This is a genomic window from Saccharothrix sp. NRRL B-16348, from assembly GCF_001280085.1.
Taxonomy (GTDB): Bacteria; Actinomycetota; Actinomycetes; order Mycobacteriales; family Pseudonocardiaceae; genus Actinosynnema.
In genome coordinates, this window is record NZ_LGED01000215.1 from 1 (window position 1) to 26,227 (window position 26,227).

The following is a 26,227-nucleotide window of genomic DNA, read 5'->3' on the forward strand; positions in this document are numbered from 1 at the left end:
CTGGAGCTGGTCCCACTGGCGCAGACGCCACCAACACCGCGCCAAACAAGCCCACTACCAGCGAAGACAGACACAACATCACGAACTGCGGCTGGAGTATTAGGCCAGGTCCGGGGCCACCGCGAAGGGTTGGCCGGTGAGCGCCTGCTGTCCTACGAGGACGCGCGGCGCGCCATCTACCTGCCCACCTATCGCTGGGTCCTGGAGCACCGGGTCGAGGCGGAAGTGGCCGAGCTGAAGGAGTTGAGCGCCCGAGGGGAGGTGGTGTTGCTCGACTACACGACGAACGGCGACGTGGCGGATCTGCGGACCCCGCTGTCCCACGCCGCGCTGATCGCCGCCCACCTGGAGGACCGCTGGCCGTAAATTGGTGCCATGAGCAGCGCGACGGGCAGCGGCCGGCAGCCGCGGGTGGTTTCCGGCAGGCAGTCCGAGCTGCTGGGCCTGCTCCGCGACGAGGGCGCGATGTCCCGGGTCGCGCTGGGCGAGCGGCTGGAGCTGCCGCGGGCCAAGCTGACCGCCGAGCTGGCACGGCTGGTGGACGTCGGCCTGGTCCAGGTCGGTGGACCGGCGGCCAGCCGGGGCGGGCGGCGGTCGACGCTTGTCCACCTGGCCGACGACCTGCGCGTGCTCGGCGTGGACGTGGGCGCGACGTCGGTGACGGTCGCGGTCACGGACGGCCGGTGCGAGGTGCTGGAGAGCCGCAGCGAGGAGTGCGACGTGCGCAGCGGGCCGGCGCCGGTGCTGAGCCGGGTCGCCGAGCTGGCCGACGTCGTCTACGCCAAGGCGTCGGGCCGGCTCATCGGCGCGGGCATCGGCCTGCCGGGTCCGGTGAGCTTCCGCGACGGCATGCCGGTCGCGCCGCCGATCATGCCCGGCTGGGACCGCTATCCCGTGCGCGACGAGCTGGCGGGGCGGTGGGGCTGCCCGGTGACGGTCGACAACGACGTGAACGCCATGGCGCTGGGCGAACGCCACGCGGGCGTGGCCCGGTCGCTGGAAGACCTGATCTTCGTCAAGGTCGGCACCGGCATCGGCTGCGGGATCGTGCTCGGCGGGAAGGTCTACCGGGGCGTCGCCGGCACCGCGGGCGACATCGGGCACATCAGGCTGGACGACTTCGGCCCGGCCTGCGCGTGCGGCGAGGTCGGCTGCCTGGAGGCGTACTTCGGCGGCTCGGCGCTGGCCCGTGACGCCACCACGCTGGCGCGAAGCGGGCGTTCCGTCGCCCTGGCCACCGCCCTGCACGACAAGGGCGTGCTCACCGCCGAGGACGTGGGCACCGCCGCCTCGGCCGGCGACTTCGCCGCGGCCAACCTCGTGCGCGAGGGCGGCAGGCGGCTCGGGCACGTGGTCGCGTCCCTGGTCAGCTTCCTCAACCCGGGGATGGTCGTCATCGGCGGCGGCGTGTCGCGGCTGGGGCACTCCCTGCTGGCCGAGGTGCGCAGCGCCGTCTACCGCCGTTCCCTGCCCCTGGCCACCGGGAACCTGCCCATCGTGCTCTCGGAACTCGGCGACCTGGCCGGCGTGACGGGCGCCGCCTGGTCCGCCACCGACCGCGCCTTCTCCGCAGCCGGCTGACCTGACACCGAGCCACCCCGAGCCACCCCGAGCGCCGTGCCTGCCGCAGCCCTGCCACACCACCCGATTCGCGAAAGCAACCGGCGGCTTCCGTCGAAACCCGACAGACTTTTGCGACGAATCGACGAAAGAGAGGCCAAGTTCTTGTCAGGCCACGCGTCCAAGTGTCACGATCTGCCGCAACTCACCCCGGTACGTGAGCTGGACCACCCCGTTCGATCGACTCCCTCACCGAAGTCGGAGTTACCGATGCAAGCGCAGCCCGAAGGCAGGCGTGAGGCCAACCTCGCCCTCCTCCTGCGCACGCTCCGCGCCCGCGGCCCCCTCTCCCGCACCCAGCTCACCACCCGATCGGGCCTGTCCAAGGCCACCGTCGCGCCGCTCCTGACCGACCTCGAACAACGCGGCCTCACCGAACCCGCGGGCACCACGACCACCCAGGGCAGGCCCGGCCGGCTGGTCCAACTGCGCCCCGGCGCGGTGTGCGGCATCGGCTTGGACGTCCACCCCGGCCACCTCGGCGCGACCATCACCGACCTGACCGGCGACGTCCGCCTGCGCCGCCAGACGAGCTGCGACACCAGCGCGCCCGAGCACGCCCTGGACCGACTCGCCGATCTCGCCCTCAAAGCCCTCAAGGACGTGCCGAAAGCGGAGTGGGCGGGCATCACGGTCGCCGTCCCGGGCCGCGTCGACCGCACCGCGGGCACCGTCACGGCCGCCCGGCTGCGCTGGCGCGACGTGGCCGTGGTCGACGGCCTGGCCGCGCGCACCGGTCTGCCCCTCAGCCGGTTCGACCTCGACCACGAGGCCAACCTCGCCGCCTGCGCCGAGCACGACAGCGACCCGGTCGACCACCTCGTCTACCTCAACGGCGACCACAGTGTCGCCGCGGGCGTGATCGCCGACGGCGAGCTGGTGCGCGGCGCGCACAACCGCGCGGGCGAGGTCGGGCACATCGTGCTCGACCCGACCGGCAGCACGTTGTGCGCGTGCGGCCGGCGTGGCTGCTGGGAGACGCAGGTGGGGCTGGACGCGTTCCTGCACGCCTGCGCGCCGCGCCACGACCGGGTGCACGACCCCGAACTCGCGCCGGGCGAGCGCATGGCGATCGTGCGCGCCCGCGCCGAACGCGGTGACGCCCGCACCCTCGACGCGCTGCACCGCACGGCCGCCGCCCTGGCGTCCGGCCTCTCGGTCCTCGTCACCGTGCTCAACCCGGGGAAGATCGTGCTCGGCGGCTACTTCGCCGCCCTGCAGGACTGGCTGGTCGCGCCGCTGGAGCAGGGTCGGACCCGGGTCACCGCCTCCACCCTCGGTTTCGCCGCGGGCGGGAAGGGCGGGGCGCTCGCCGCGTTACGGCGCGTGCTGGACGACCCGACCGTCGTGCCCGTCAAGGACGGCCCGAAGACGGGCGGTTCACCCGAAGGAGCCTCGGCGTGACCCCGCTCCGGACGGCCGGCATCGTCAAGGCGTTCCCCGGCGTGCGCGCCCTCGACCAAGTGGACGTCGACCGGTGCCTCGACGTCGGCTTCGACTCCCGACCGGGGTCCGCTTGATCGACACTGCTGCGAAAGGCTGCTGATGACGGAAGAGATCGGCGTGGGCATGGTCGGCCACGCGTTCATGGGCGCGGTGCACTCGCACGCCTGGCGCAGCGTCCACCGGTTCTTCGACGTGCCCCTGACGCCCCGCCTGGCGGTGCTCGGCGGACGTGACCCGGTGCGCACCAAGGACGCGGCGGCCAAGTACGGCTGGGCGGCCGCGGAGACCGACTGGCGCGCGCTCGTCGCCCGGGACGACGTCGGCCTCGTCGACATCTGCACGCCCGGCGACACGCACGCCGAGATCGCGCTCGCCGCGCTCGCCGCCGGCAAGCACGTGCTGTGCGAGAAGCCGCTGGCCAACACCGTCGCGGAGGCCGAGGCGATGGCCGCCGCCGCGGAGGAGGCCGCCACGCGCGGCGTCCGGTCGATGGTCGCGTTCAACTACCGGCGGGTGCCCGCGATCGCGTTGGCCCGGAGGATGGTGGCGGAAGGCCGCATCGGCGAGATCCGGCACGTGCGCGCGGTGTACCTGCAGGACTGGCTGTCCGACCCGGCGTCGCCGATGACGTGGCGGCTGCGGAAGGAGAAGGCCGGTTCGGGCGCGTTGGGCGACCTCGGCGCGCACATCGTGGACGCCGCCCAGTACGTCACCGGCGACCTGATCACCGGCGTCAGCGCCACCACCGAGACGTTCGTCCGCTCGCGGCCCGACGAGGACGGCGTCGGGGTCGGCGAGGTGACGGTGGACGACGCGGCCGTGTTCCTGGCCCGGTTCTCGTCCGGCGCGCTGGGCACGTTCGAGGCGACCCGGTACGCGTTGGGGCGCAAGAACGCGATGCGGCTGGAGGTCAACGGCACGCGCGGCAGCCTCGCGTTCGACTTCGAGGCGATGAACGAGCTGTCGGTGTACTCGGCCGACGACGGCTCGGCGGCCGGGTTCCGGCGGATCCTGGTGACCGAGGCCGACCACCCGTACGTGGGCGCGTGGTGGCCGCCGGGTCACCTGCTCGGCTACGAGCACACGTTCACGCACGAGGCGGCGGACTTCTTGACGGCGATCGGCGGCGGAGTCGACCCGGCGCCGAGCTTCGCCGACGGGCTGCGCGTGCAGCGGGTGCTGGCGGCGGTGGAGGAAAGCGCCGGGCAGCAGTCGACGTGGACCACGATTGGAGATGTTCGATGAGCCGACCGGTCACGTTGTTCACCGGCCAGTGGGCCGACCTGCCGTTCGAGGAGGTGTGCCGGCTCGCGTCCGGGTGGGGGTACGACGGGTTGGAGATCGCCTGCGGCGGCGACCACTTCGAGGTGGACAAGGCGTTGGCGGACGACGACTACGTGCCCGCGAAGCGCGCGATGCTGGCGCGGTACGGGTTGGACGTGTTCGCGATCTCCAACCACCTGGTCGGGCAGGCCGTGTGCGACGACCCGATCGACTTCCGGCACCAGGCGATCCTGCCGTCCCGGATCTGGGGTGACGGCGAGCCGGAGGGTGTGCGGCAACGTGCGGCCGCGGAAATGGCGGACACCGCGCGTGCGGCGGCCCGGTTGGGTGTGCACACGGTCGTCGGGTTCACGGGTTCGTCGATCTGGAAGTACGTGGCGATGTTCCCGCCCGTGTCGCAGGCCGTGATCGATGAGGGGTACGCCGACTTCGCGCGGCGGTGGAACCCGATCCTGGACGTGTTCGACGAGGTGGGGGTGCGGTTCGCGCACGAGGTGCACCCGTCGGAGATCGCGTACGACTACTGGACGACGCGGCGGGCGCTGGACGCGGTCGACAACCGGCCCGCGTTCGGGCTGAACTGGGACCCGTCGCACTTCGTGTGGCAGGACCTGGACCCGGTCGGTTTCATCCTGGACTTCGCCGACCGGATCTACCACGTGGACTGCAAGGACACGAAGAAGCGCTTCGACGGCCGCAACGGACGCCTCGGCTCGCACCTGGCGTGGGCCAACCCGCGCCGCGGGTGGGACTTCGTGTCGACCGGGCACGGTGACGTGCCGTGGGAGGAATCGTTCCGGGCGTTGAACGCGATCGGCTACAGCGGGCCGATCTCGGTCGAGTGGGAGGACGCCGGCATGGACCGGCTGCGCGGGGCGGAGGAGGCGGTCGGGTTCATCCGGAAGCACCTGTTCGACCCACCCACCGCGTCCTTCGACGCCGCGTTCAGCACGGGCGACTGACCCTTGGCCGGCGCCCACCCGCCGGTGGGCGCCGCCATCACCTCCGCCTGCGCCGTGCGGTTGCTGTGCCGTGCGGTTGCGGCATGATCGCCGATCGACCAGACTGCCCGCTGCACAACCGGCCGCTCCCAAACACGATCGGGTGATCATGTCCCGAAAATGTACGGAAACACTGTTACCGCACCTCGGTTGAAAACCAGCGGACACACCTCGACCACCCAGCCTCGACCACCCAGCCTCGACCACCGACCGCCTCGACCACCCGCCGCCTCGAATGACCCAGCCCCGGCGGACCTCCGAGCCTGCCGAACCCATCCGGCCGAACCCGGATCCGGCGGGGACGGCGGCTACCAGGTGACCGGCAGCGAGCGGAGGCCGTAGATCGGGGCGTCGAACTTGAACTCGACCTCCTCGAACGGCACGGCCAGTCGCAGGTCCGGCAGCTCGGTCACCAACGCCCGCAGGGCGACGCGCATCTCCAGGCGCGCCAACAGCTGCCCGACGCACTGGTGCACCCCGCTGCCGAACGCGAGGTGGGCCCGCGCGTCCCGGTGCAGGTCGAGGCGGTCCGGGTCGGGGAACGCGGCCGGGTCGCGGTTCGCGGCGAACAGGGACGCGATCACGCCCTCGCCCGCCGCGAGCGCCGTGCCGCCGACCGTCGCCTCACCCGCCACCGCGCGCACCACCCCGTGGTGCACGGGGCTCAAGAACCGCAGCAGCTCCTCCACCGCGTTCCCGACCAGGTCGGGCGCAGCGACCAGCGCCTCCCACCGCGACCGGTCGCGTTGCAGGGCCAGCACGGACAGCGCGATCGAGTTCGCGGTCGTCTCGTGCCCGCCGACGAGCAGCAGCACGGTCATCCCGACCGCCTCCTCGTCGCTCAACCCCGGCTCCCGCACCAAGCGGCTGATCAGGTCGTCCCGCGGCGCCAGGCGGCGTGCGCGGATCAGGTCCGCCAGGTACTCGTGCAGCTCGTCCAACGCCGCCTGCACCTGCTCGGCCGACAACGACCGGTCCAGGTGGGCGCGGCTCCGGGTCGAGAAGAACTCCTGGTCCGACACCGGCACGCCGAGCAGCAGGCAGATCACGTCCGACGGCACGGGCAGCGCGAACGCCGTCACCAGGTCCGCCGGCCGCGGTCCCGAGCGCAACGCGGCCAAGCGTTTCCGCGTGATCCGTTGCACGTCGAATTGCAGCGCTTCCATTCGGCGCACGGTGAACTCGCCCGTCACCAGCCGGCGATACCGGGTGTGCTCGGGCGGATCGGTGACGAGGAAGCTGCCCGGCGCCGCCTTGCGATCCACCACCGGCCGCAGCTGCGGGAAGCCCGGCGTGCTCGGATCCGACGAGAACCGGCCGTGATCACGCAGCACCGCCCGCACGTCGTCGTACCGCGTCACCAAGTGCGCCCGCTGGCCGTGCCGCAACGACACCGGGCACACCGGCGCCTCCGCCCGCAACGACGCGAACTCCGCCGGCGGGTCGAACCCCGGACGACGCGCGATCGGGTAGTCCATGGTGATCGACCTTATAGCCGCCACCCACCACCCAAGAGCCCGAAAAGACGCACACTTCACCCGTGGACCCCGCGACAGCGCACGCCTGGGCGGCCCTCGGCGGCCGACCCGACCTGACCCTCGACCACACCCCCGCGGGCGACGTGCTCAGCGCCCGGCTGCCCGTCCGGGACCTGGCCCGAGCCACCGTCGGCGTGTGCGCACTCGCCGCCGCCGAGCTGAAAGCTGCCCGCGACCACACCGCCATCCCCCCGGTGACGGTGCGCGAAGCCGCCGTCGCCACGGCGTTCACCAGCGAACGCCACCTCCGCGTCAACGGCCGCGCGGGCGCCACGTTCGCGCCGCTGTCCGGGTTCTGGCGCACCGCCGACGGCTGGGTCCGCACCCACGCCAACTACCCGCACCACCGGAAACGCCTGCTCGAAGCCCTGGGCATCGCCGACGACCCCGCCGCCCTGGCCCGCGAACTGGCCACCTGCGAGGCCGTGGAAGTCCAGGAAACCGTCTACGCCGCGGGCGGCCTGGCCGTCGCGGTCGCCGCCGAACCCGACCCGACCCGCCGTCCCCTGGTCGAAACGCGCCCCACCGACGCCGCGAAACGCGTCCTCCCACCGGCGTCCCGCCCCGCCGAAGGCGTCCGCGTCCTCGACCTCACCAGGGTCATCGCCGGCCCGGTCGCCACCCGCACCCTCGCGTTCCTCGGCGCCGACGTCCTCCGCGTCGACCCACCCCACCTGCCCGAAGACCCCGACGTGCACGCGGACACCGGCATGGGCAAGCGCTCCACGCTGCTCGACCTCGCCACCCGGCACGACCGGCGCACGTTCGACGACCTCCTCGACCACGCCGACGTCGTCGTCACCGGCTACCGACCGGGTGCCCTCGACCGCCACGGCGTGAGCCCGGAAGCGCTGCACGCGCAACGCCCCGACCTGGTCGTCGCCCACCTGACCGCGTGGGGCCACACCGGCGACTGGGCCGATCGGCGCGGGTTCGACAGCCTGGTCCAGGCGGCCAGCGGTATCGCCGCCGTCGAGAGCACCGACGGCACACCCGGCGCGCTGCCCGCCCAAGCCCTCGACCACGGCACCGGCTACCTGCTCGCCGCCGCCGTCCTCCTCGCCCTCACCCAACCGCGGGGCAGGCACATCAAGCTGTCACTGGCCGGCACCGCGTCCTGGCTCCTGCACGACATCCGACCCTCGCCCGTCCACGGCGCCTACGACCCGGACCCGTGGCTGGTCGAGACCCCGTCGCCCTACGGCACCCTCCGCCACGCCCGCCCGCCACTCGCCGACCACGGAACGTGGGACCACCCGCCAACCCTCTGGGGCACCGACGAACCGCGGTGGCGCTGACACGGAGCCTCGTCGAGGCCGGCGGCCGCCAGCAGCCTGCCGCGCGGTCCACAGAGGACTCCCGCCGGTAAACCCCGCGGGACGGGTCCGCCGGCGGTTCGGTGGCGCGCGGCTCACCTGCGTTGTGGACCCGCGTGGTGAAGGGACAAACGACCACTGGAAGTGTTACGACTGAAACGCACGTTCGAGGGGTAACCCGATCGGGTACCCCCGTCGCCGGACGTGCGGGCGACGTTGGGAGCACGGGTGGTGGACCGCACTATCGCAGGCCGGTATCGGCTGACCGAGCGGATCGGCACGGGCGGGATGGGGGTGGTGTGGCGGGCCGAGGACCAGCGGCTGCGCCGCATCGTCGCGGTGAAGGAACTGCTGTCCCGCACCGGGTTCGACCAGGAGTCGATCGACCGCGCGATCCGGGAGGGGCGCATCGCGGCCCGCCTGTCGCACCCCAACGTGATCGCGCTGTACGACGTGGTCGAGTACGACGGCCACCCGTGGCTGATCATGGAGTACCTGCCGTCGCGCAGCCTGGCGACCGTGATGACCGAACGCGGCACCCTGCCGCCCGACGAGGTGGCCCGGCTGGGCGTGCAGTTGGCCGACGGGTTGGCCGCCGCGCACAAGGCGGGCGTCACGCACCGGGACGTGAAGCCGGGCAACGTGCTGGTCACCGAGTTCGGCACGGTCAAGGTCACCGACTTCGGCACCTCGCGCGCGACCGACGAGGCGACCGTCACCGCGTCCGGGATGCTCGTCGGCACGCCCGCCTACCTGGCGCCGGAGGTGGCGCGCGGCGGCAAGGGCGAGTTCCCGGCCGACGTGTTCGCGCTGGGCGCGACGCTCTACGCGGCACTGGAGGGCACGCCGCCGTTCGGCGTGGACGGCAACACCATCGCCCTGCTGCACCGGGTCGCCGACGGCCGGTTCCCGCCGCCGCGCAACGCCGGACCGCTGGCGCCGGTGCTGATGCGCCTGCTCGACTCCAACCCGGAGACCCGGCCGACCATGGCCGAAGCGGCCGACATGCTGCGTGACGTGCGGTTCGACGGCTCGACACCGCCGTCCCCGCCGCCGACCGCGATCCTGGCCTCGCCCCTCGAACCGGTGGCCGAGCCCGCGCCCGCCGTGCCCACGCCCGAACCGGCGAACCCGCAGACCCCTCCGCAGCAAAGCCCACCGCAGCAGACCCCTCCGCAGCCGACGCCGACCGCCGTGACGCCCCAGGTCGCGCCGACCTCGCCGGCCCCGCCGCCGAACGAGGAGAAGCGAGGCGACCGCAAGGCGCTCGTCGCGCTCGCCGTCGTGGCCCTGATCGCCATCGCCGTGGTGGCGTACCTGGTCAACCGGGGTGGTGACCGCTCGCCGTCGGCCGGGTCGGGCACCACCAGCGAGACCGCCGTCCAGCCGACGTCCGACGCTCCCGCCGGAACCCAGCCCGCCCAGACCACCGACGACGCCCAGCCGACCACGACCACCATCACGACGACACCGGAGCCGACGACCACCACGTCCGAGCCACCACCCGTCGAGATCGGCCCCGACCAGGCGTTGCAGGAGTACTACGGCCTGCTGCCGGGCAACCTGGAAACCGCCTACGGCCGCCTCACCGACGGCTTCAAGGCCGCCAAGTCGCCGTCCTTCGCCTCCTACCAGGGCTTTTGGGGCCAGATGAGCGCGGTGACCGTGACCAACGTGCAGGCGGTCGGGCCGCAGCAGGTGTCGGCCACCGTGTCGTACACGTTCAAATCCGGTGGCACCACGACCGAGCAGCACCTGTACACGCTGGTCAAGGTCAACGGGCAGTGGGCGATCGACGGCCAGCAGAACGCCTAGCCGCAGTACGCCCAGCCGACAGCACGCCCAGCCGCCGACGACGGGTGGCGCGGCGCCGGTCACGCGAACCGGCCGCGCCACACGTCGATCACCAGCACCGGCCGCATCCCGACCGACTCGTAGAGGCCGAGCGCGGGCGTCGGGTTGTTCGAGTCGACGTGCAGGATCGTGCCCACCCGCCCGTCGGACGCGTCCAGGTGGAACGCGTGCCCCAGCAGGTGCTTCGCCACCCCGCGACCCCGCGCCTCGGCCGACACGCCCAAGTAGCTGACGTAGCCGCAGTTCTCGTCGGCGGCGAACTGGTCGGTGCGCTCCAGGAACCCGGCCGGCCGCCCGTCCAGCTCCGCCAGCCACAGCCCTGACCAGTCGAAGGTCGACTTGCGCTCCTGCCGCTCGTACCACTCCCCGTAGGTCTTCGGCACGAACCCGAAGTGCCCGGCGAACGACGCGTTCAACACCTCGTGCACGACCCGCCGCACGTCCTCGTCCACGGCCTGCCGCAGCACGAGCCCCGGCGCCGGAGCGGGCAGAGGCACGGCGCCCACGTGGTCGATCCGCATCCGGTGGAACGTGGTCGCGACCTCGAACCCCAGCGCCGCCACCTGCGCCCGCAGCACCACGTCGTCCCGGTAGACGCCGTGGTCGACGGTGACCTTGTCGTGCCCACCGGCCCGCCCGATCTCACGGGCGCGGTCGAGCACCCTGGTGAACAGCCAGTCCGCCAGCGCCGGGTCCTGCGTCACCACCTCGACGTCGACCTCGTCGCTGCCGCCCTTGCCGTTCGCGGTCGCGTACCCGACCGGCGCGCCCGCCGCGTCCAGCACCAGCCACGCGTCGCGCTCCAGGTCGAAACCGGGCCGGGCCAGCTCGTCCCGCATGTCGTCGAGCGTGTAGTCGGCGAACCCGATGACCGCCGTGGTGCAGGCGTGCACCAGGCCGAGGATCAGCTCGGCGTCGTCGGCGCGGGGCGGCCGGACGGTGTGACCGGCGGGAAGGGCGTCCATGGCGCACATGGTGCGCCGCGTTTCCGGGACCTGTCGATCGGGTTTCCGCCGGGCTAGGGTCTCGGGATGGTCGAGGGCGCCCGGCGGGTGTTGGTCCTGCTCATGGTGATCGCCGGGGTGGGCGCGCTGGCCGTGCTGGCGTTCCGACCGCCCGCGCCAGTGGCGGACGCGCCGCCCGGCGAGTTCGCCGCCGGACGCGCCGAACGGCACCTCGCCGCCATCGCCCAACGGCCGCACCCGATCGGTTCGGCGGACAACGAGCGCGTCCGCGCCTACATCGCCGACACCGCACGCGGCCTCGGCGCGGACGTGACCGTGGAGTCCGACGACGTGGTCCGGCCGTGGCGGGGCGTTCGCGTGGCCACCGCGCACAACGTCGTCGCGCGCGTGCGCGGCACGGACCCGGCGGTGAGCGGCGGCAAGGCGTTGCTGCTGGTCGCGCACTACGACTCGGTGCCGACCGGACCGGGCGCGGCCGACGACGGCGCGGCGGTCGCGGCGATGCTGGAGACGTTGCGCGCGTTGACCACCGGTGGCGTGCGCAACGACGTGGTGTTCCTGTTCACCGACGGCGAGGAGGTCGGGGCGCTCGGCGCGGAGGCGTACGTGCGGCGCAACGGGGTCGACGGCGTGGGCGCGGTGCTGAACTGGGAGGCGCGGGGCAGCGGCGGGCCGGTGTGGATGTTCCAGACGGGTGACGACAACGCGGCGTTCGTGTCGGCGTTCGGGGAGGCGAGCAGCAGGCCGATCGCGAACTCGTTCGCCTACGAGGTCTACCGGCGGATGCCGAACTACAGCGACTTCACCGTGTTCCAGGAGGCGGGCGCGCGGGGGTTGAACAGCGCGTTCATCGAGCACGTTGACGACTACCACTCGCCTTACGACGACCTGGAGCGGTTGGACCGGGGGAGCCTGCAGCACCACGGCGAGACGATGGTGGGGCTCGTGCGGGCGCTGGGTGACCGCGACCTGCGGGCCGGTGACGGCGACGCGGTGTACTTCGACCTGTTCTCCCGGGTGCTGGTGCGCTACCCGACGTGGTTCGCGGTGGTGCTGGCCGCGCTGACGGTGGCGGCGTTGGCCTTGTCGCTGGTCCTGGGTGTCCGAAGTGGACGGCTGCGGTGGCGTGGCGTGGTCGCGGTGGCCGGGGTGGCGGTCGGCGCGGCCGTCGTGGCGGGCGCGGTGGCGTTCGGGGTGTGGGCGCTGGTGGCGGTCGTGCGGCCGGGGTTGGGTTTCCTGGCGTTGTCGGAGCCGCCCGAGCGTGGCTGGTTCGTCGCCGGGTTCTGCCTGCTCGGGGCGGCGGTGCTGGTCGCGGCGGCGCGGGTGGTGCGGCGGTGGTCGCCGGCCGAGGTGGTCGCCGGGGCGCTGGTGGTGACGGCCGTGCTGCTGGCGGCGTCCGTGCTGGCGGTGCCGGGCGCGAGCTTCCTGTTCCAGTGGACGCTGCTGGCCGGCCTGCCCGCGCTGTGGACACCCCGGCTGACCTTCCTCCCGCCGCTGGTGGCCGCCGCGATCTTCCCGCCGTTGGTCGGCACCATGATGATCGCGCTGGGCATGCCGTTGAGCGCGGTGGCGGTCGTGTTCGCGGTGCTGGCGGGCGTGCTGCTGCTGCCGTTGCTCGTGCCGTTGTCCCGCTCCTGGCTGCCGGCGGTCGGCGTGGCGGCGGTCGCGGTGGCGCTGATCGCGGTGGGCGCCGTGCGGTTCGGCTTCGCGCCGGACGAGCCGCGGCCCGACTCGCTGATCTACCTGCAGGACACGGGCGGCGCGAGCTGGCTCTCCGCCGACCCCGCGCCCGACGCGTGGACGTCCCGAGTGCTGGGGGAGGCCCCGGAACGGGTGACGCTGCCGTACCCGGTGCTGGACAAGCCGATGATGCGCGCCGACGCCCCCGACCTGCGCCTGCCCACACCCACCGCCGCCCTGGTGGCCTCCGCCGATGCGGCCGTGCGGACGGTGACGTTCCGGGTCACGCCGCACGCGCGGGCGTGGCGGACGACCGTGACGCTGTCCGCGCCGGGTCGGGCGGCCTGCCGGGTCGGCGCCACGGACTTCCCCGGCACGACGCTGGACCTGTACGGCCCGTCCAGCCGTGAGATCACCTGCGAACTGGACCCCGGCGCACCGCTGGACGTCGCCGTGGCCGACCACTGGGCCGGGCTGCCCGCCGAGGCGTCGGCCCTGGTCGGCGCACGCCCCGCGGACGCCATGCCGGTCCAGTCCGGCAGCCGGCCGTTCGACGCCGCCGTGGTGCGCGCCGCGTTCCGGCTCTGACCGTTCGTCGGCCGTGCGACCATGGCAGCGGAGCGGCGGTGTGCGGGTCGTCGGGCGATCGGGGCTCGGCTCGCGGGAACGGGCGGATCGGGTGGGCAGGGGCAACGAGGGCGACGAGGCCGGGATCACCCTGTCCGGGAGTGCCTCGGACCGATCGGCGGTGCTCCAATCCGCCAGGGACTTCACGGTGCACGGCAATGTGGTGATCGGCGCTGGTGCACCCGACATGGCGTCGGTGCCCGCGCCCCCGGGCCTGGGCCGGATCCCCGTGCTGTCGGCCGTGTTCGTCGGCAGGTCGGGGGAGCTGGCCCTGCTGGATGAGGCGGTGACCGGTTCGGGTGGGGCTGCCGTGGTGGCGGTCCACGGCCTCGGGGAGTGGGCAAGAGCACCCTGGTCGGTTGGTTCTGCCGGCTGAACGCGACGCGTTTCTCGCCGACGTGGTGGGTGACGGCCGATTCGAAGGCCGCGATCGACTTGGGCTTGGCCGACCTCGCCGTGGCGGTCGTGCCGCAGGTCGCGGAACTGCCTCTGGAACAGCGCACCGAGATGGACATCCGATGGCTGACCACCCACACCGGGTGGCTGCTCGTCCTGGACAACCTCACCAGCCCGGCCGACGCGGCAGGACTGCTGGCGCGGGTGCGCACGGGCGTGGTCGTGATCACCAGCCGACGCGGCAGCGGCTGGCGGGGCGTCGCCGACCCGATCGGCCTCGACGTGCTGCCCGCCGACGAGGCCGTTGAGCTGATGGCCGACGTCGTCCGGCTCGAGTGGCCCGACGCGGACCTGGAGGGCGTCCACCGGTTGTGCGAGGAGCTGGGATGGCTGCCGCTGGCCATCGACCAAGCCGCCGCCTACATCGCCCAGTCACGCATCACACCACGGTTCTACCAGGACTTGCTGGCACGGTTCCCGGCTCGGATGTTCACCACGACCGTGGAGGGCGGGCAGGTCCAGCGGACGATGGCCCGGCTCTGGCACGTGACCCTGGATCGCCTCGCCGACACCGCCGACGCCGAACGGTTGCTGCGGGTGCTGGCGTGGTACGCGTCCGAGGACGTGCCTCGTGCCGTCCTGTTCGGCGTCTTCGCCGAACTCGACCTGATCGAGGCGATGGGCCGACTGGCCGCGTACAGCATGATCACCCTCACCGCGGACACGATCAACGTCCATCGGCTGGTGCAGGCCGTGGCCCGCACACCCGACCCGGCCGATCCGCGTCGCCGCGCCGAGGACATCGCCGCCGCCCGCGACACCGCCACCACCGCGCTCGTGCGCGCCGTCGAAGGGCTCGACCCCCGCGACCCGCCCTCGTGGCCGATCTATGCGGCGATCCAGTCGCACGTGCGCGCGTTGTTCGACCGCACGCCCTCGGGTGCCGGGACCGAGGACCTGTACCTGCTCCTGAACCTCGTCGGCCTCTACGTCATCGGACAAGGCGACCACTCCACCGCCGTCACCTACCTCGCCCACGCTGATCAGGGATTCGAACAACTCCACGGCCCCGATCACTCGACCACGCTGGGCGCCCGCACCGGCCTCGCCGGCGCGTACTGGGCGGCAGGCGACTTCCGCCGTGCGATCCCGCTGCTCGAGTCCGCCGCCGCCGAGCACCTCAGGACGTACGGCCCCGACCACCAGAGCACGCAGGTGCTGCGCAACAACCTGGCCAACGCCTACAAGTCCGCGGGTGACCTCGACCGGGCGATCCCCACGCTGGAGACGGCTGTCGCCGACCGTGCCCGACTGTGGGGTCCCGACCACCCGGCCACGCTGACCGCGCGGAACAACCTGGCGAACGCCTACCACACGGCCGGAGATCCGACCCGGGCGATGGCCCTGCACGAGGCAGTCGTGGCCGACCGCGTCAGAGTGTTGGGACCGACGCATCCCGCGACGCTGAACTCACGGCACAACCTCGCCCACGCCCTGCACGCGTTGGACGACCTGGGACGGGCGGCCGGCCTCTACGAGGCAGTCCTCGCCGACCGGATCGAAGTGCTGGGGTCCGATCACCCGGACACGCTCAACTCGAAGCACAACTGGGCGAACGTGCTCAAGTCGATGGGTGAACTGGTGCGGGCCGCCCGCCTGCACAAGGCCACTCTGGCCGACTACGCCAGGGTGTTGGGACCCGATCACCCGAACACTCTCAACGCCCGGAACAGCCTGGCCGACCTGTACCGGGCGGCGGGCAACCCGGTGCGGGCCATCCGCCTGTACGAAGCGACCCTCGCCGACCACGCCAGAGTCCTGGGCCCCGACCACCCGGACACGTTGAGCGTGCGGATGTGGCTTGCCGGAGCGTGCAAGGCGGCGGGCGATCCGGTGCGGGCGATCACCCTGTACGAAGCCGCGGTCGCCGATTTCACCCGCGTGCTCGGGTCCGACCACCCCGATACGTTGCAGTCACGCAATGACCTCGCCGATACCCATGCGTTGGCCGGCGACTCGAGGAAGGCGATTCCGCTGTCCGAATCCGTCGCGGCCGACTGCGCGCGGGTGCTCGGGCCGAATCACCTGAACAGCTTGGTGGCGCGGAACAACCTGGCGAACGCCTACGCCGCCGCAGGTGACCGGAGACGGGCGATCCTGCTGCTGGCTCCGCTTGCCGCGGACTGCTCGCGACTGCTGAGTGCGGACCACCCCGTCGCGGTCGCGGTCCGCACGAATCTCGACGCCGTCAGGAAGGGCTGACCGTCGCGACGCGCCGACCTCACCAGTCGTGCAGGGTGCCGTCCGCCAGTCGGTTCACCGGCAGGTACGCGGCACGGTAGGGGAAGTGGTCGGCGGCGTCCACATCCAGTTCCACGCCCAACCCCGGCGCGTCGGACGGGTGCAGCAGGCCGTCCGCGAACGTGTAAGACGTCCGGAACACCGCCAACGTCTCCGCCGAGTGCCGCATGTACTCCTGGATGCCGAAGTTGTGCACGGCCAGGTCCAGGTGCAGCGCGGCGGCCATGCCGACCGGCGAGATGTCCGTCGGCCCGTGCATCCCCGACTTGACCCCGTACACCGCGGCGAAGTCCAGCACCTTCTTCAACGCCGTCACCCCGCCCGTGTGGGTGACCGCCGAACGGACGTAGTCGATCAGCCGCTCGCTCAGCAACGTCGTGTAGTCGTGGATCGAGTTGAACACCTCGCCGATCGCCAACGGTGTGGTGGTGTGCTGCCGGATCAGCCGCAACGCCGCCTGGTCCTCGCCGGGTGTGGCGTCCTCCAGCCAGAACAGGTCGTACGGCTCCAACGCCTTCCCCAGCCGCGCTGCCTCGATCGGGGTCATCCGGTGGTGGCCGTCGTGCAGCAACGGCAACGACGGCCCGAACTCCGACCGCACCGCCTCGAACACCGAGGGCACGTGCCGCAGGTAGGCCCGGGTGTCCCAGCTCTCCTCCACCGGCAACGCGGTCGGCCGCGCGGGCTCGTAGTCGTACCGGTCGCCGCCACCGGCCGCCGACGCCGCCACCCCGTACACCGTGTCGAGTCCGGGAATGCCGGTCTGCACCCGGATCGCCCGGAACCCCAGCTCCAAGTGCGCCCGGATCGAGTCGAACAGCTCCGGCAGGTCACGCCCCGACGCGTGCCCGTACGCCAGCGCGCCGACCCGGCACGCCCCGCCGAGCAACTGGTACAGCGGCATCCCCGCCGCACGCGCCTTGATGTCCCACAAAGCCGTGTCGACGGCGGCGATCGCGGCCATCGTCACCGGACCGCGCCGCCAGTACGCGCCCCGGTACAGGTACTGCCAGGTGTCCTCGATGGCCGACGCGTCCCGCCCGACGAGCAGCGGCACGACGTGCTCCCGCAGGTACGCCTCCACCGCCAGCTCACGCCCGTTCAGCGTGGCGTCACCCAGACCGGTGATCCCATCCTCGGTGGTGATCCGCAGCGTGACGAAGTTCCGCCCCGGACAGGTCACCACGACGTCCACCGCCGCGATCTTCACGATCGAACCTCCGCCACCACGACGCCGAAAGCACCCAGCTCCACCGCGTCCAACGGCGAGCCGTCCAACCCCACCAGCGAACCGTCCACCACCGGCCGGACCACGACCGGTGACGCGTGCTGGCTCACGAACCACGCGAACACCCGCCCGTCGACGGAGTGCTCCATCAACCCCGTCATCACCAGCGGGTCGTCCACCCGCACCGTCGGCGGCACACCGGCGAAAGCGGCCAGCGCCGCGTACAGCCGCCACGTCGGCTCCGGGTTCACCCGAGGCGTCATCGCGGCCATGTGCTCCAACGGGTACGTGCACAGCACCATCCACCCGTCGCCGACCCGGTGCCGCAGCAGCGCGGGCCGTCCGTGCCCGTCCACCGCGAGCACCTCCGCCCCGTTCGGCACCACCGGCAGGAACGCGCGCGACTCGGCCGTGCCGCCGACCCGGAACACCAGTTCCTCACCGGCGTCGATGCCGCCGAAGTCCCGCTGGAACACCATCCGCAGCGCGTCGTCCTCGATCGGGTCGACCAACCCGTACCGGAGCTGCTTCACCACGCCGAACGTCTCGTCCAGCTTGGGCCACCACGGTCCGCGCTGCGTCCGGTGCTCGCCGACGAAGTACGACGCGTACACCACCGCACCCGCCGAAGCGCGCTCCACCAACGTCCGCCACGTCGGCGCGGTGAGCTGCTTGACCGACGGCGCCAGGTACAACGCGCAGTCGTCCGGCACGCCGTCCAGCTCGCGCGCCACGCCCACCTGCAGGTCCGCCTCCCGTGCCGCGATGTAGGCCTGCCGCGAGTTGTTCGCCACGCTCGTGGCGTCCTCGGGCTGCGTGAACGGGTACCGCGCCTCCAGGAACGACGACACCAGCAAGGCGATCGAGGTGTCCGGCCGCCGCAACCGCGCGAAGTCCGTGCGCCGCAACACTTCCGTGAACTCACGTACTTCGATCAGCTGACGTTTCGGTCGCCCACCGGCATCGGTCAGCCCGAAGTGCATCTCGAACGGGTGGTGCCGGTACGGGTCCTGGTCGGCCAGGTCGTCGTAGTCGGTGTTGTTCCACGGTATCCAGCCGGTCGCGCCCGCCAGCAACGTCGTGTGCAGCACCTGCCGGTAGTAGTGCGCGGCGTGCTCCTCCGACACGTAGTCGGACGTCACACCGAACTCCTCCATCACCACGGGCTTGCCGCCGATGTCGAGCAGCTCGCAGACGAACGCCGCACCGAGGTGCAGCCGCAACTGGTCGTCCTCCATCCGGTACACGTGCGGCCCGTGGAAGTCGATCAACGGCGCCAGGTCGCGCACCCGGAAGCCGTTGTCCAGCCCGGTGACCTCCACGCCCCACGCGCCGTCACCGACCGACACCGGCTGCGTCGCGCCCGCCGCGCGGATCTCGCCGATCAACGCCGCCGCCCACGCCGTCACCGCGTCCGCGTCCAGCGTGCCGATGCCCCGCGACCGCCAGTCGGCGTAGATCGGGATCTCGTTGCTCAGCAGCCACCCCGCCACCGCCGGGTGGTCCTTCCACCGGCCGGTCAGCTCGCGGACGTACCAGCGCTGCCGGTCGAGGAACGACTCGTCGGTGAAGACGTCCCGGCCGCCGCGCCACGCCGGGTCCCAGTTCTGCCCCGACATGTGCCCGACGACGAACGTCGGGATCGTCCGCATGTCCAACGCCCGGTGCCGTTCGAGGAAGTCGTCGTACCTGGCCAGCAGCTCGCCGTCCAGCGTGTCCTCGGTCGGCATGAAGTCCGGCCAGTAGAAGAAGCTGCGGGTCAGGGTGATCCCGTGGTCGCGCATCACCCGCAGTTCCCCGTCCACCACCGACGGGTCGTAGTGGCGCCACATCAGCGGGCCGCCGGTCCGCGACCAGTAGTTGACCCCCACCCAGACGTCGGGGCCGGTGAGCTTGGCGGAGTTGCGCTGCATGGCCACAGGTATATCGTTTAACTTGACGTATGTCGAGGCACCAAGGTCGAGCGGTGTAACGTTCACCGGGTGGCAAGCCGCAAGCCGACGATCGCCGACGTCGCCGCCCTCGCCGGGGTGTCGGTGGCGGCCGTGTCGAAGGTCGTCAACGGCAAGGGCGGCATCTCCGCGCCCACCCGCGACCGCGTCCTGACCGCCGCGAGCAAGCTCCGGTGGACGCCGTCCGCCGCCGCCGTGGCCCTGCGGTCGGCGAAGACGCGCGCCATCGGCATGGTCGCCAAGCGCTCGCCGGACCTGCTCAGCGCCGACCCGCACTTCACCCTGCTGATCTCCGGCATCGAGGGCGAGCTGTCCCCGCTCGGGTACGGCCTGCTGCTGCACATCGTCGGCGAGGAGCCGAGCGCGGAGGAGGCCGCCTACCGCAGGCTGGCCGACGAACGCCGGGTCGACGGCGTCGTGCTCACCGAGAGCCGGATCGGCGACACCCGGTTCGAGCTGCTGCGGACCCTCGGCGTGAACACCGTGCTGATCGGCACGCCGTGGCGCGCGGACCCGGTGCCGTCGGTGCAGGCCACCGGGTTGGACAGCGGCGTGCGCGCGGCCGTCGAGCACCTCGTCGGGCACGGGCACCGGCGCGTCGCCTACGTCTCCGGCCCTGAAGACCGCGTGCACACGCTCTACCGCCGACGCGTGTTCGAGGACGCGTTGGCCGCGCACGACCTCGCCCCCAGCCACACGATCGTGTCCGACTTCACCGCCGCCGGCGCGGTCGACGCCATCGGGAAGTTGCTGGCGGACCGCCGCCGCCCGACCGCCGTGCTGTTCGCCAACGACTCCATGGCCGTGGCCGGGATGAGCGCGGCTCGCCGGCTCGGCGTGGACGTGCCCGGCGAGCTGTCCGTGATCGGCCACGACGACCTGCCGCTCGGCGAACTCGTCTACCCGCAGCTCACCACCGTGCGCCAGGACCTGGTGGGCCTGGGCCGTGCGGCGGCCCGCGTGCTGCTCGCATCCCTCGGGGAAGTCGCGGACGCGCCGACCGCCGTCCGCCCACCCGAACTGGTGGTCCGCGAGTCCACGGGTCCGGCGCCCGGCTGATCGCGTTGACCAGCCGAATGGTGAGAGGTCAGTCGGGTGGCCGGTCCAGCCACACGAGGTGGAGCCGCTTCACCTCCTCGTCCCCGGTGCTGACCTCGAACAGCGACAACGCGCTCTCAGGGCTCTGCGAGCTCAGCCGGAAGTCGCCTTCGACCGAGTTGACGTCGACGTGATCGCCGTAGGCCAGACCGTAGCCCGCGACGCGTGCGTCTTCCTGTTCGCCGTACTCCTCGATGATGGCGAACAGCCGTGGTGCGTCCTCGTGGGCCACTTCGTGCAGCAGGGCCGCGAAGACCGGACGCACGTCCGTGCCGCGTTCGATCCCGGACCGGTTCACGCGCTCTTCCTCTCGAAGCTGTGGATGAGGTCGGCCAACACGTCGGCGGGCATCAGGACGTTGCCCGCTTGTCGAGGCGTGACCAACCAGCTCACCGACGTGGTGTCGAGCGCGCTGGGTGGCAGGGGCATCGGCACTCCCTCATCCACTACCCGTGCTTCGCTGCTCAGCAGCACCGACGGCACAGGCGGCCGGACGAGGAAGTAGGCGATGGGCATGTGCGGAAAAGCCAACACGGGAGTCGGCCGGGCCGCGAACCGGGGATCGTCGGCCAGGGTCATGACCAGCGACTCGGCCACCGCGAACGCACCCAGCTCGGAGCCTGTCACGCCGAACACGTTGGGTTCACGCAGGCCGGGAGCCGACCACCACTCGCGAATCAGGGCTTCGTCGGTGGTCGCTTCCTCAATGGGGCGCAGGCAGGGACTCGTCACGGGGAGCCCGTCAACCGGGTCGGCGAAATGTCCGCCGTGCCAGATCGCTCCAGGCAGGACGGGCAAGCCCAACCCCGCGTAATCAAGGGCGGCCTGCAAGGTCGTGGGTGGTGGGGTGTTCGGCGAGCGGGTAGGCATTGCCTTGCCTTTCGGTCGACTGAAACGTCTGCGGACGCGGAGCGCATTGCTCGGGAGCGCGCCTTCGTCAAGCAGCGATTCGTCGACTGTGCCGGGAGTGCCGGGGGTCGCAGGACGTCGAACCGTTCGGCATCACCCGTGGCCGTACCGATCGGCGCGGCCGATCGGTTTGACCGATCACGGTCCAGGGTCGGGCGCGGATGCTCGCTACGGTGGCGATGGAGCACAGACGGAGGCACCGTGAACGTCCTACCTGGCGATCGACCGATCGACCCGCTGGTCTGGGACAACCCCCAGATGCGGGCGGCGCTGGCCCGGCACGACATCGGCCGGGTCTACCGGCTGCTGGGCACCGTGGGGGTGTCCCAGCGCCGGATCGCGGCGATGACCGGGCAGAACCAGGCCGAGGTCTCCGAGATCGTCCAAGGACGTCAGGTCCAGGCGTACGACCTGCTCGCGCGCATCGCCGATGGGCTGCGCGTGCCACGCGGTCACATGGGACTGGCGTTCACGGATACTGCTACCCGACGCTTGGCATCCTCTCCCCGTCCGCACGGCACGAAGGACGACGACATGGAACGTCGCGGCTTCCTCGGACTGATCAGCAAGATCGTCATGGGTGCGGCGCTCACACCCACCGAACTGGACCTGATCGCGGTGGCTCCCGGCCACCCCCCGATCCCCGAGCGCGTTGGCGACACCGAAGTCGCGCAACTGCGCACCCTGACCTCCGCGCTGCGCGCCTATGACCTGGCCCATGGCGGCGGCTCCTGCCGCGACGCCATCCTGGCCCACGTCCAGTGGGCGGAGTCGCTGCTGAACTCGACCTACTCCGATGAGGTCCGGCCCCGCCTGCTGTCCGCCGTCGCCGAGATCAAGACGTTGGCCGGCTGGACCGCCCACGACCTGGGCCTGGCCGGAGAGGCACGCCGCTACCTTGGTCAGGCCGTCCGCGACACCCAGGAGGCCGGCAACCCCGCGCACAGCGCGATCGTGCTGTTCCACCTCGGGCGCGTGCCGCTGGACAACGGTGACCCCCGAGAGGCGCTCAAGTTCTTCCAACTCGGCCAGATCGCCGCACAAGATTCACGATCCTCCTTGGCCGTCGCGTTCCTGCTGGCCAACGAAGCCGTCGCCTACGCCCATCAGGGTGATGGCCGCCAAGCCGTCACCGCCCTGCGTCGCGCCGAGGACGAGTTCGCCCACGCCAACCTGGACGACCAGCACCCTGAGTTCACCCGGTTCTTCGACCAGATCGCGCTCGACACCGCTGCGGCGCGTGTCCACAGCCAACTCGGTCTGGGCGACCCACGGCATCGTGAAGAGGCGATTTCCCGCCTCAGCCGGACGTTGGCCGACATGCCCTCCGGCCACGGCCGCCAACGTGCCTTCAACCTCGCCTGGCTGGCCACGTGCACCCTTGCCGACGGAGACCTCGCCACCGGCGTCCGGATCGGCAACCAGGCGCTCGACGCCGTTCGCGAGATCAAGTCCACCAGACTGCTCCACGCCTTGGAACCTCTCGAGGTCGAGGCACAGCGTCACCGGAACAACAGGGACATCCGCCAACTCGGCCACGACGTCCAAGTACTGAGGTCGGCGGCCTGACGCTGACCAGCGGTCCGAGGACATCCGAGCCGACGGACACCGGGAAATATCCACGTAAAGTGGACGGCATGCGCACACGGCCGACGCTGAGCTGGACGCCGACCGGTGCGCCGTTGCCCCGCACCACCAGCCTGGACGAGGTCGTGCGCGTGGTCGCCGACGGGCGGGTGGTGGTGCTCAGCGGAGCCGGCCTGTCGACCGAGTCCGGCATCCCCGACTACCGGGGCGCGGCGGGCAGCCTGCGCAAGCACACCCCGATGACCTACGACGAGTTCGTCGGCAGCGCCGAGGGCAGGCGGCGGTACTGGGCGCGCAGCCACCTCGGCTGGCGGACCATCGCCCGCGCCGCGCCCAACACCGGCCACCACGCCGTGGCCGAGCTGCACGCCCGCGGCCACCTGACCGGCGTCATCACGCAGAACGTCGACGGCCTGCACCAGGCCGCCGGCACGCCCGACGTGGTCGAACTGCACGGCAGCCTGGACCGCGTGGTCTGCCTGGACTGCCGGGCGGTGAGCGCCCGCGAGGACCTCGACCGCCGGTTCCGCGCCGCCAACCCCTCCTTCGAGGCCACCGCCACCCGGATCAACCCGGACGGCGACGTGGACCTGGCCGAGCACGAGGTGCGGTCGTTCCGGCTGGTCGACTGCGCCGGCTGCGCGGGCGGCGTGCTGAAGCCGGACGTGGTGTTCTTCGGCGAGAACGTGCCCCGAGAGCGCGTCGAGCGGTGCTACCGCCTGGTGGACGAAGCCGACGCGCTGCTCGTCCTCGGCTCCTCGCTGACCGTCATGTCCGGCCTGCGGTTCGTCCGGCGCGCCGCCACCGCCGGCAAGCCGGTCCTCATCGTCAACAAGGGCGAGACCAGGGGCGACGTCCACGCGACCGTGCGCGTGGACCTGCCCCTCGGCCAAGCCCTGACGTCCCTGCTCGACCGCCTCTAGCGCTCGCGGCGGCCCCGATGTCACCCGGCGGGGTGGGGTGTGCGTCGGCCGCGTGCCGGCGGAACGGCCGGGTCACGCCTTACGTCGCAGCCGGATACCAGCCGGTGCTGAACTCGGCGCGCTCGCTGGACCACGTCGCCGACGCCCTGCACGACTTCCTCGACGAGTTCGACGAGGACACCCGCGACCGGCTGGGCCTGCCCGCGCCGGCCGAGCGCGGCGCCGTCACCTGACGTCGCCGCTCGTCCGTCGTCAGCCCCGCCTGAGCCGCAGCACGACGTCCGCACGCGTGCCGGGCTCGCCCTCGGGGCTGGTGATCTCCCGCTCGACCGACTCGTCCACCTCCACGACCCACTCCGGGCCCAGCCGCAGCGAGGCCAGCACGTCGGCGTTCGTCGGGAAGCGGTAGTCCACCGGCGGGTTGTGCTGGAGCCACGTCGGCCAGCCCGCGTGCCCCACGACCAGCAGCCTCCCGCCGGGCGCCACCGCCTCGGCCGCCCGCGCCAGGATGCCCTCCCGCTCGCCCTCCACGGCCACCGACGAGTGCAGGAACTGCGCCGAGACCAGGTCGAACACCCCGGTCGGGAACGAGCGCGCCAGGTCGTGCCGCTGCCAGTCGACGCGTGCGGCCAGGCCCAGCTCGGTGGCCCGCGCCGCGCCTCTGGCCAGGGCGACGGTGGACACGTCGACCGCCGTCACCCGCCAGCCCTGCTCGGCCAGCCACAACGCGTCGCCGCCCTCGCCGCAGCCCAGGTCCAGCGCGCTGCCCGGGGTCAGGTGGGCGACCTCGCGCACCAGCAGCTCGTTGGCCTTGCCGGTCCACACCTGGTCGCGGTCGCGGTAGAACGTCTCCCAGTACTCCTCAGTTGCGTCCATGCCCCGATGGTGCGGACAACACCGGACGATCGGCAAAGAAAGTTGCCGATCCGGCAACTCGCCGGCCGGTGCAACCCTCCGAGGCGCGAGTGCGTACTTGTGGTGACCGCAGGGACATCGGGGGAGGGCGACGGGTTGGGGCGCGACGACGAGTTCTCCCGGTTCTTCGCGAGCCGGTTCGACCAGGCCCGCCGCACGGCGTACGCGCTGTGCGGCGACTGGGTCGAGGCGGAGGAGATCGCGCAAGGCGCGTTCGTCCGCATGTACGCCCACTGGCCCAAGGTGCGGCGGGAGAGCGCCGAAGCCTACCTGCGCACCGTCGTGACCAGGCTCTTCCTCGACACGCGACGCCGGGGCAGGGGCCGCGAGCAGAGCGTGGCGGCGCCGCCGGAGTCGGCCGTCGACGCGGACACCTCCAGCGACGAGCGGCAGCCGCTGCTGGCCGCGTTGCGGCACGTCCCGCCCCGGCAGCGGGCCGTGCTGGTGCTGCGGTACGTGCACGACCTGTCGATCGAGCAGGTGGCGGAGGCGCTGGGCTGCTCGGCGGGCACGGTGAAGAGCCAGGCCGCCCGCGGCCTGCAGACGCTCCGCGAGGCGTATCGCGGCGCGGCCACCCCGGAAACAGCCTGACGGAGAGTGCGTGATGTGGGAGAACGAGCAGGAGTTGAGCGGCCGGCTGAAGTCCGAGGTGGACGGCCCGGCCCCCGCCGTGCGCACCGACCTCGTGGAGGTGCTCAAGCGCGGCCGTCGCCGGCTGCTGGTGCGCCGCGTGGGCGCGTCCGCGGGTGTGCTGGCGGTCGTCGGCGTGGTCGGCTTCGGCACGGCCGCGCTGGGCGACCTGGCCGCGCCGCGGGACACGCCACCCGCCGGTGACGGCGGCGTGGTGACGACGTCGCCGGCGACCGTCGGTCCGGAGTGGACGACGGTGGCCCAACCGGCGCGCACCCCGTACGGCACGTTCACCCCGGCGTGGACCGCGCCACCGCCCGCCGGCCGCGAGATCCTGTCGATCCCGCTGTGCGACCCGGGCGCCGGCAGCCAGTCCACCACGTGGAACTCGCCGCGCCCGCCCGAATCCGTGCTCGACGCGTGGGTCCGCGCCGTGGCGCAAGTCGCGTCGCCCGCGACGGTGAGCGAGCTGAACACCCGCGTCATCCCGGCCAACAAGGACAAGCACCCCGACTCGGTGGACGGGCACGTCCAGTGGCTCGACGTCACCGACGAGCACGGCACCGGCAGCGTCGACCTGAAAGCGGGCCGCACCACCCTCGACCCGGTCGCGGCGGCCGACGACGAGGCGTTCGCGGAGGGCAATTGCGCCCCGCCGCGCCGGCTGGTCCGCTCGGACGGGACGGTGCTCCAGTTCTACCCGGTCCAGGCGAGCGAGCCGTTCCAGTCGCTGGCCCGGGTGCTGCGCGTCTACACGCCGACCGGCGCCACCTACGCGATCAGCGTCGTGAACTACGGCAGTCCCGACTTCGAGTTCCGGGAGGAGGACGCGTCCTTCAACCGCACGGGCGCGGGCCGCGAGACGCTGCCGCTGACCGAGGAGCAGCTGACCCGGATCGGCCTCGCGCTCGGCGACGCCAGGTGACCTGCCCGCCGCTCACACCGCCCCGCGCGGAA

23 protein-coding genes are annotated in these 26,227 nt (G+C 72.3%); 16 read left to right on the forward strand and 7 right to left on the reverse strand.

Annotated features, from left to right (window positions below; all coding sequences use genetic code 11):
• The first annotated feature begins 129 nt into the window (after nucleotides 1-129).
• The 5 genes from ADK67_RS28665 (at nucleotide 130) to ADK67_RS28685 (ending at nucleotide 5,312) form a co-directional block, all read left to right on the forward strand.
• Nucleotides 130-366: a DUF6939 family protein gene (locus tag ADK67_RS28665; RefSeq protein WP_197289659.1), complete on the forward strand. Its 237-nt coding sequence runs from the start codon at nucleotides 130-132 to the stop codon at nucleotides 364-366.
• A gap of 9 nt (nucleotides 367-375) precedes the next feature.
• Nucleotides 376-1,581 carry an ROK family transcriptional regulator gene (locus tag ADK67_RS28670; RefSeq protein WP_053719647.1) on the forward strand — a complete coding sequence of 402 codons (1,206 nt, stop codon included), beginning with the start codon at nucleotides 376-378 and terminating at the stop codon, nucleotides 1,579-1,581.
• 249 nt (nucleotides 1,582-1,830) lie between these two features.
• The gene (locus tag ADK67_RS28675) at nucleotides 1,831-3,024 is read left to right on the forward strand and encodes an ROK family protein (protein ID WP_053719648.1); all 1,194 of its coding nucleotides are present in this window, start codon (nucleotides 1,831-1,833) and stop codon (nucleotides 3,022-3,024) included.
• Nucleotides 3,025-3,165: 141 nt separating this feature from the next.
• The gene (locus tag ADK67_RS28680; protein WP_053719649.1) at nucleotides 3,166-4,311 is read left to right on the forward strand and encodes a Gfo/Idh/MocA family protein; all 1,146 of its coding nucleotides are present in this window, start codon (nucleotides 3,166-3,168) and stop codon (nucleotides 4,309-4,311) included.
• Nucleotides 4,308-5,312 (forward strand): sugar phosphate isomerase/epimerase family protein, encoded by a 1,005-nt coding sequence (locus ADK67_RS28685; protein WP_053719650.1) that lies wholly within the window; start codon nucleotides 4,308-4,310, stop codon nucleotides 5,310-5,312. Before ADK67_RS28680 ends, ADK67_RS28685 begins: the two co-directional genes overlap by 4 nt.
• A gap of 347 nt (nucleotides 5,313-5,659) precedes the next feature.
• Here the strand turns inward: ADK67_RS28685 and ADK67_RS28690 are convergent, their stop codons facing one another.
• On the reverse strand, nucleotides 5,660-6,829 hold the full coding sequence (locus tag ADK67_RS28690; RefSeq protein WP_053719651.1) for a cytochrome P450: 1,170 nt from the start codon (nucleotides 6,827-6,829) through the stop codon (nucleotides 5,660-5,662).
• Nucleotides 6,830-6,891: 62 nt separating this feature from the next.
• Here ADK67_RS28690 and ADK67_RS28695 point away from each other — a divergent pair, with 62 nt between their 5' ends.
• Nucleotides 6,892-8,187 carry a CoA transferase gene (locus ADK67_RS28695; protein WP_197289660.1) on the forward strand — a complete coding sequence of 432 codons (1,296 nt, stop codon included), beginning with the start codon at nucleotides 6,892-6,894 and terminating at the stop codon, nucleotides 8,185-8,187.
• Between the two features lie 246 nt (nucleotides 8,188-8,433).
• Entirely contained in the window at nucleotides 8,434-10,020 is a 1,587-nt protein-coding gene (locus tag ADK67_RS28700; protein WP_053719652.1) for a serine/threonine-protein kinase, read from the forward strand.
• A gap of 59 nt (nucleotides 10,021-10,079) precedes the next feature.
• Here the strand turns inward: ADK67_RS28700 and ADK67_RS28705 are convergent, their stop codons facing one another.
• On the reverse strand, nucleotides 10,080-11,024 hold the full coding sequence (locus ADK67_RS28705; protein WP_053719653.1) for a GNAT family N-acetyltransferase: 945 nt from the start codon (nucleotides 11,022-11,024) through the stop codon (nucleotides 10,080-10,082).
• A gap of 66 nt (nucleotides 11,025-11,090) precedes the next feature.
• On the opposite strand from ADK67_RS28705, the gene ADK67_RS54805 reads away from it, so the two are divergent.
• From ADK67_RS54805 to ADK67_RS28720, 3 genes are read left to right on the forward strand one after another with little or no spacing between them, the layout of a single operon-like run.
• Complete coding sequence (locus tag ADK67_RS54805) at nucleotides 11,091-13,292, forward strand: M20/M25/M40 family metallo-hydrolase (protein WP_053719654.1); 2,202 nt, start codon at nucleotides 11,091-11,093, stop codon at nucleotides 13,290-13,292.
• A gap of 40 nt (nucleotides 13,293-13,332) precedes the next feature.
• On the forward strand, nucleotides 13,333-13,707 hold the full coding sequence (locus ADK67_RS28715; RefSeq protein WP_157620907.1) for a hypothetical protein: 375 nt from the start codon (nucleotides 13,333-13,335) through the stop codon (nucleotides 13,705-13,707).
• A gap of 29 nt (nucleotides 13,708-13,736) precedes the next feature.
• Entirely contained in the window at nucleotides 13,737-15,989 is a 2,253-nt protein-coding gene (locus tag ADK67_RS28720; RefSeq protein ID WP_157620908.1) for a tetratricopeptide repeat protein, read from the forward strand.
• Nucleotides 15,990-16,008: 19 nt separating this feature from the next.
• Here the strand turns inward: ADK67_RS28720 and manD are convergent, their stop codons facing one another.
• A complete protein-coding gene (manD, locus tag ADK67_RS28725) occupies nucleotides 16,009-17,238 on the reverse strand; it encodes a D-mannonate dehydratase ManD (protein WP_053719657.1) in 1,230 nt (409 codons plus the stop codon).
• Nucleotides 17,235-19,169 (reverse strand): glycoside hydrolase 5 family protein, encoded by a 1,935-nt coding sequence (locus ADK67_RS28730; protein WP_053719673.1) that lies wholly within the window; start codon nucleotides 19,167-19,169, stop codon nucleotides 17,235-17,237. The genes manD and ADK67_RS28730 overlap by 4 nt, the downstream gene beginning before the upstream one ends.
• 69 nt (nucleotides 19,170-19,238) lie before the next feature.
• Between ADK67_RS28730 and ADK67_RS28735 the strand changes: the two genes are divergently transcribed.
• Nucleotides 19,239-20,267 carry a LacI family DNA-binding transcriptional regulator gene (locus ADK67_RS28735; protein WP_053719658.1) on the forward strand — a complete coding sequence of 343 codons (1,029 nt, stop codon included), beginning with the start codon at nucleotides 19,239-19,241 and terminating at the stop codon, nucleotides 20,265-20,267.
• A gap of 28 nt (nucleotides 20,268-20,295) precedes the next feature.
• Here the strand turns inward: ADK67_RS28735 and ADK67_RS28740 are convergent, their stop codons facing one another.
• Together ADK67_RS28740 and ADK67_RS28745 are read right to left on the reverse strand one after the other, a co-directional pair.
• Complete coding sequence (locus ADK67_RS28740; protein ID WP_053719659.1) at nucleotides 20,296-20,604, reverse strand: hypothetical protein; 309 nt, start codon at nucleotides 20,602-20,604, stop codon at nucleotides 20,296-20,298.
• Nucleotides 20,601-21,137, reverse strand: a complete 537-nt coding sequence (locus tag ADK67_RS28745; protein ID WP_053719660.1) for a hypothetical protein — start codon at nucleotides 21,135-21,137, stop codon at nucleotides 20,601-20,603. The genes ADK67_RS28740 and ADK67_RS28745 overlap by 4 nt, the downstream gene beginning before the upstream one ends.
• A gap of 279 nt (nucleotides 21,138-21,416) precedes the next feature.
• On the opposite strand from ADK67_RS28745, the gene ADK67_RS28750 reads away from it, so the two are divergent.
• The 3 genes from ADK67_RS28750 (at nucleotide 21,417) to ADK67_RS54810 (ending at nucleotide 23,958) form a co-directional block, all read left to right on the forward strand.
• Entirely contained in the window at nucleotides 21,417-22,784 is a 1,368-nt protein-coding gene (locus ADK67_RS28750; RefSeq protein WP_157620910.1) for a transcriptional regulator, read from the forward strand.
• A gap of 68 nt (nucleotides 22,785-22,852) precedes the next feature.
• Complete coding sequence (locus ADK67_RS28755; protein WP_053719662.1) at nucleotides 22,853-23,725, forward strand: NAD-dependent protein deacetylase; 873 nt, start codon at nucleotides 22,853-22,855, stop codon at nucleotides 23,723-23,725.
• 104 nt (nucleotides 23,726-23,829) lie between these two features.
• Nucleotides 23,830-23,958, forward strand: a complete 129-nt coding sequence (locus ADK67_RS54810) for a hypothetical protein (protein WP_269436037.1) — start codon at nucleotides 23,830-23,832, stop codon at nucleotides 23,956-23,958.
• A 19-nt stretch (nucleotides 23,959-23,977) separates the two neighbouring features.
• Here the strand turns inward: ADK67_RS54810 and ADK67_RS28760 are convergent, their stop codons facing one another.
• Entirely contained in the window at nucleotides 23,978-24,601 is a 624-nt protein-coding gene (locus tag ADK67_RS28760; RefSeq protein WP_053719663.1) for an SAM-dependent methyltransferase, read from the reverse strand.
• A gap of 102 nt (nucleotides 24,602-24,703) precedes the next feature.
• Here ADK67_RS28760 and ADK67_RS28765 point away from each other — a divergent pair, with 102 nt between their 5' ends.
• Both ADK67_RS28765 and ADK67_RS28770 read left to right on the forward strand, forming a co-directional pair.
• Nucleotides 24,704-25,231 carry a SigE family RNA polymerase sigma factor gene (locus ADK67_RS28765; RefSeq protein WP_231648393.1) on the forward strand — a complete coding sequence of 176 codons (528 nt, stop codon included), beginning with the start codon at nucleotides 24,704-24,706 and terminating at the stop codon, nucleotides 25,229-25,231.
• A gap of 10 nt (nucleotides 25,232-25,241) precedes the next feature.
• Nucleotides 25,242-26,195, forward strand: a complete 954-nt coding sequence (locus ADK67_RS28770; RefSeq protein WP_157620911.1) for a hypothetical protein — start codon at nucleotides 25,242-25,244, stop codon at nucleotides 26,193-26,195.
• Nucleotides 26,196-26,227 lie beyond the last annotated feature (32 nt).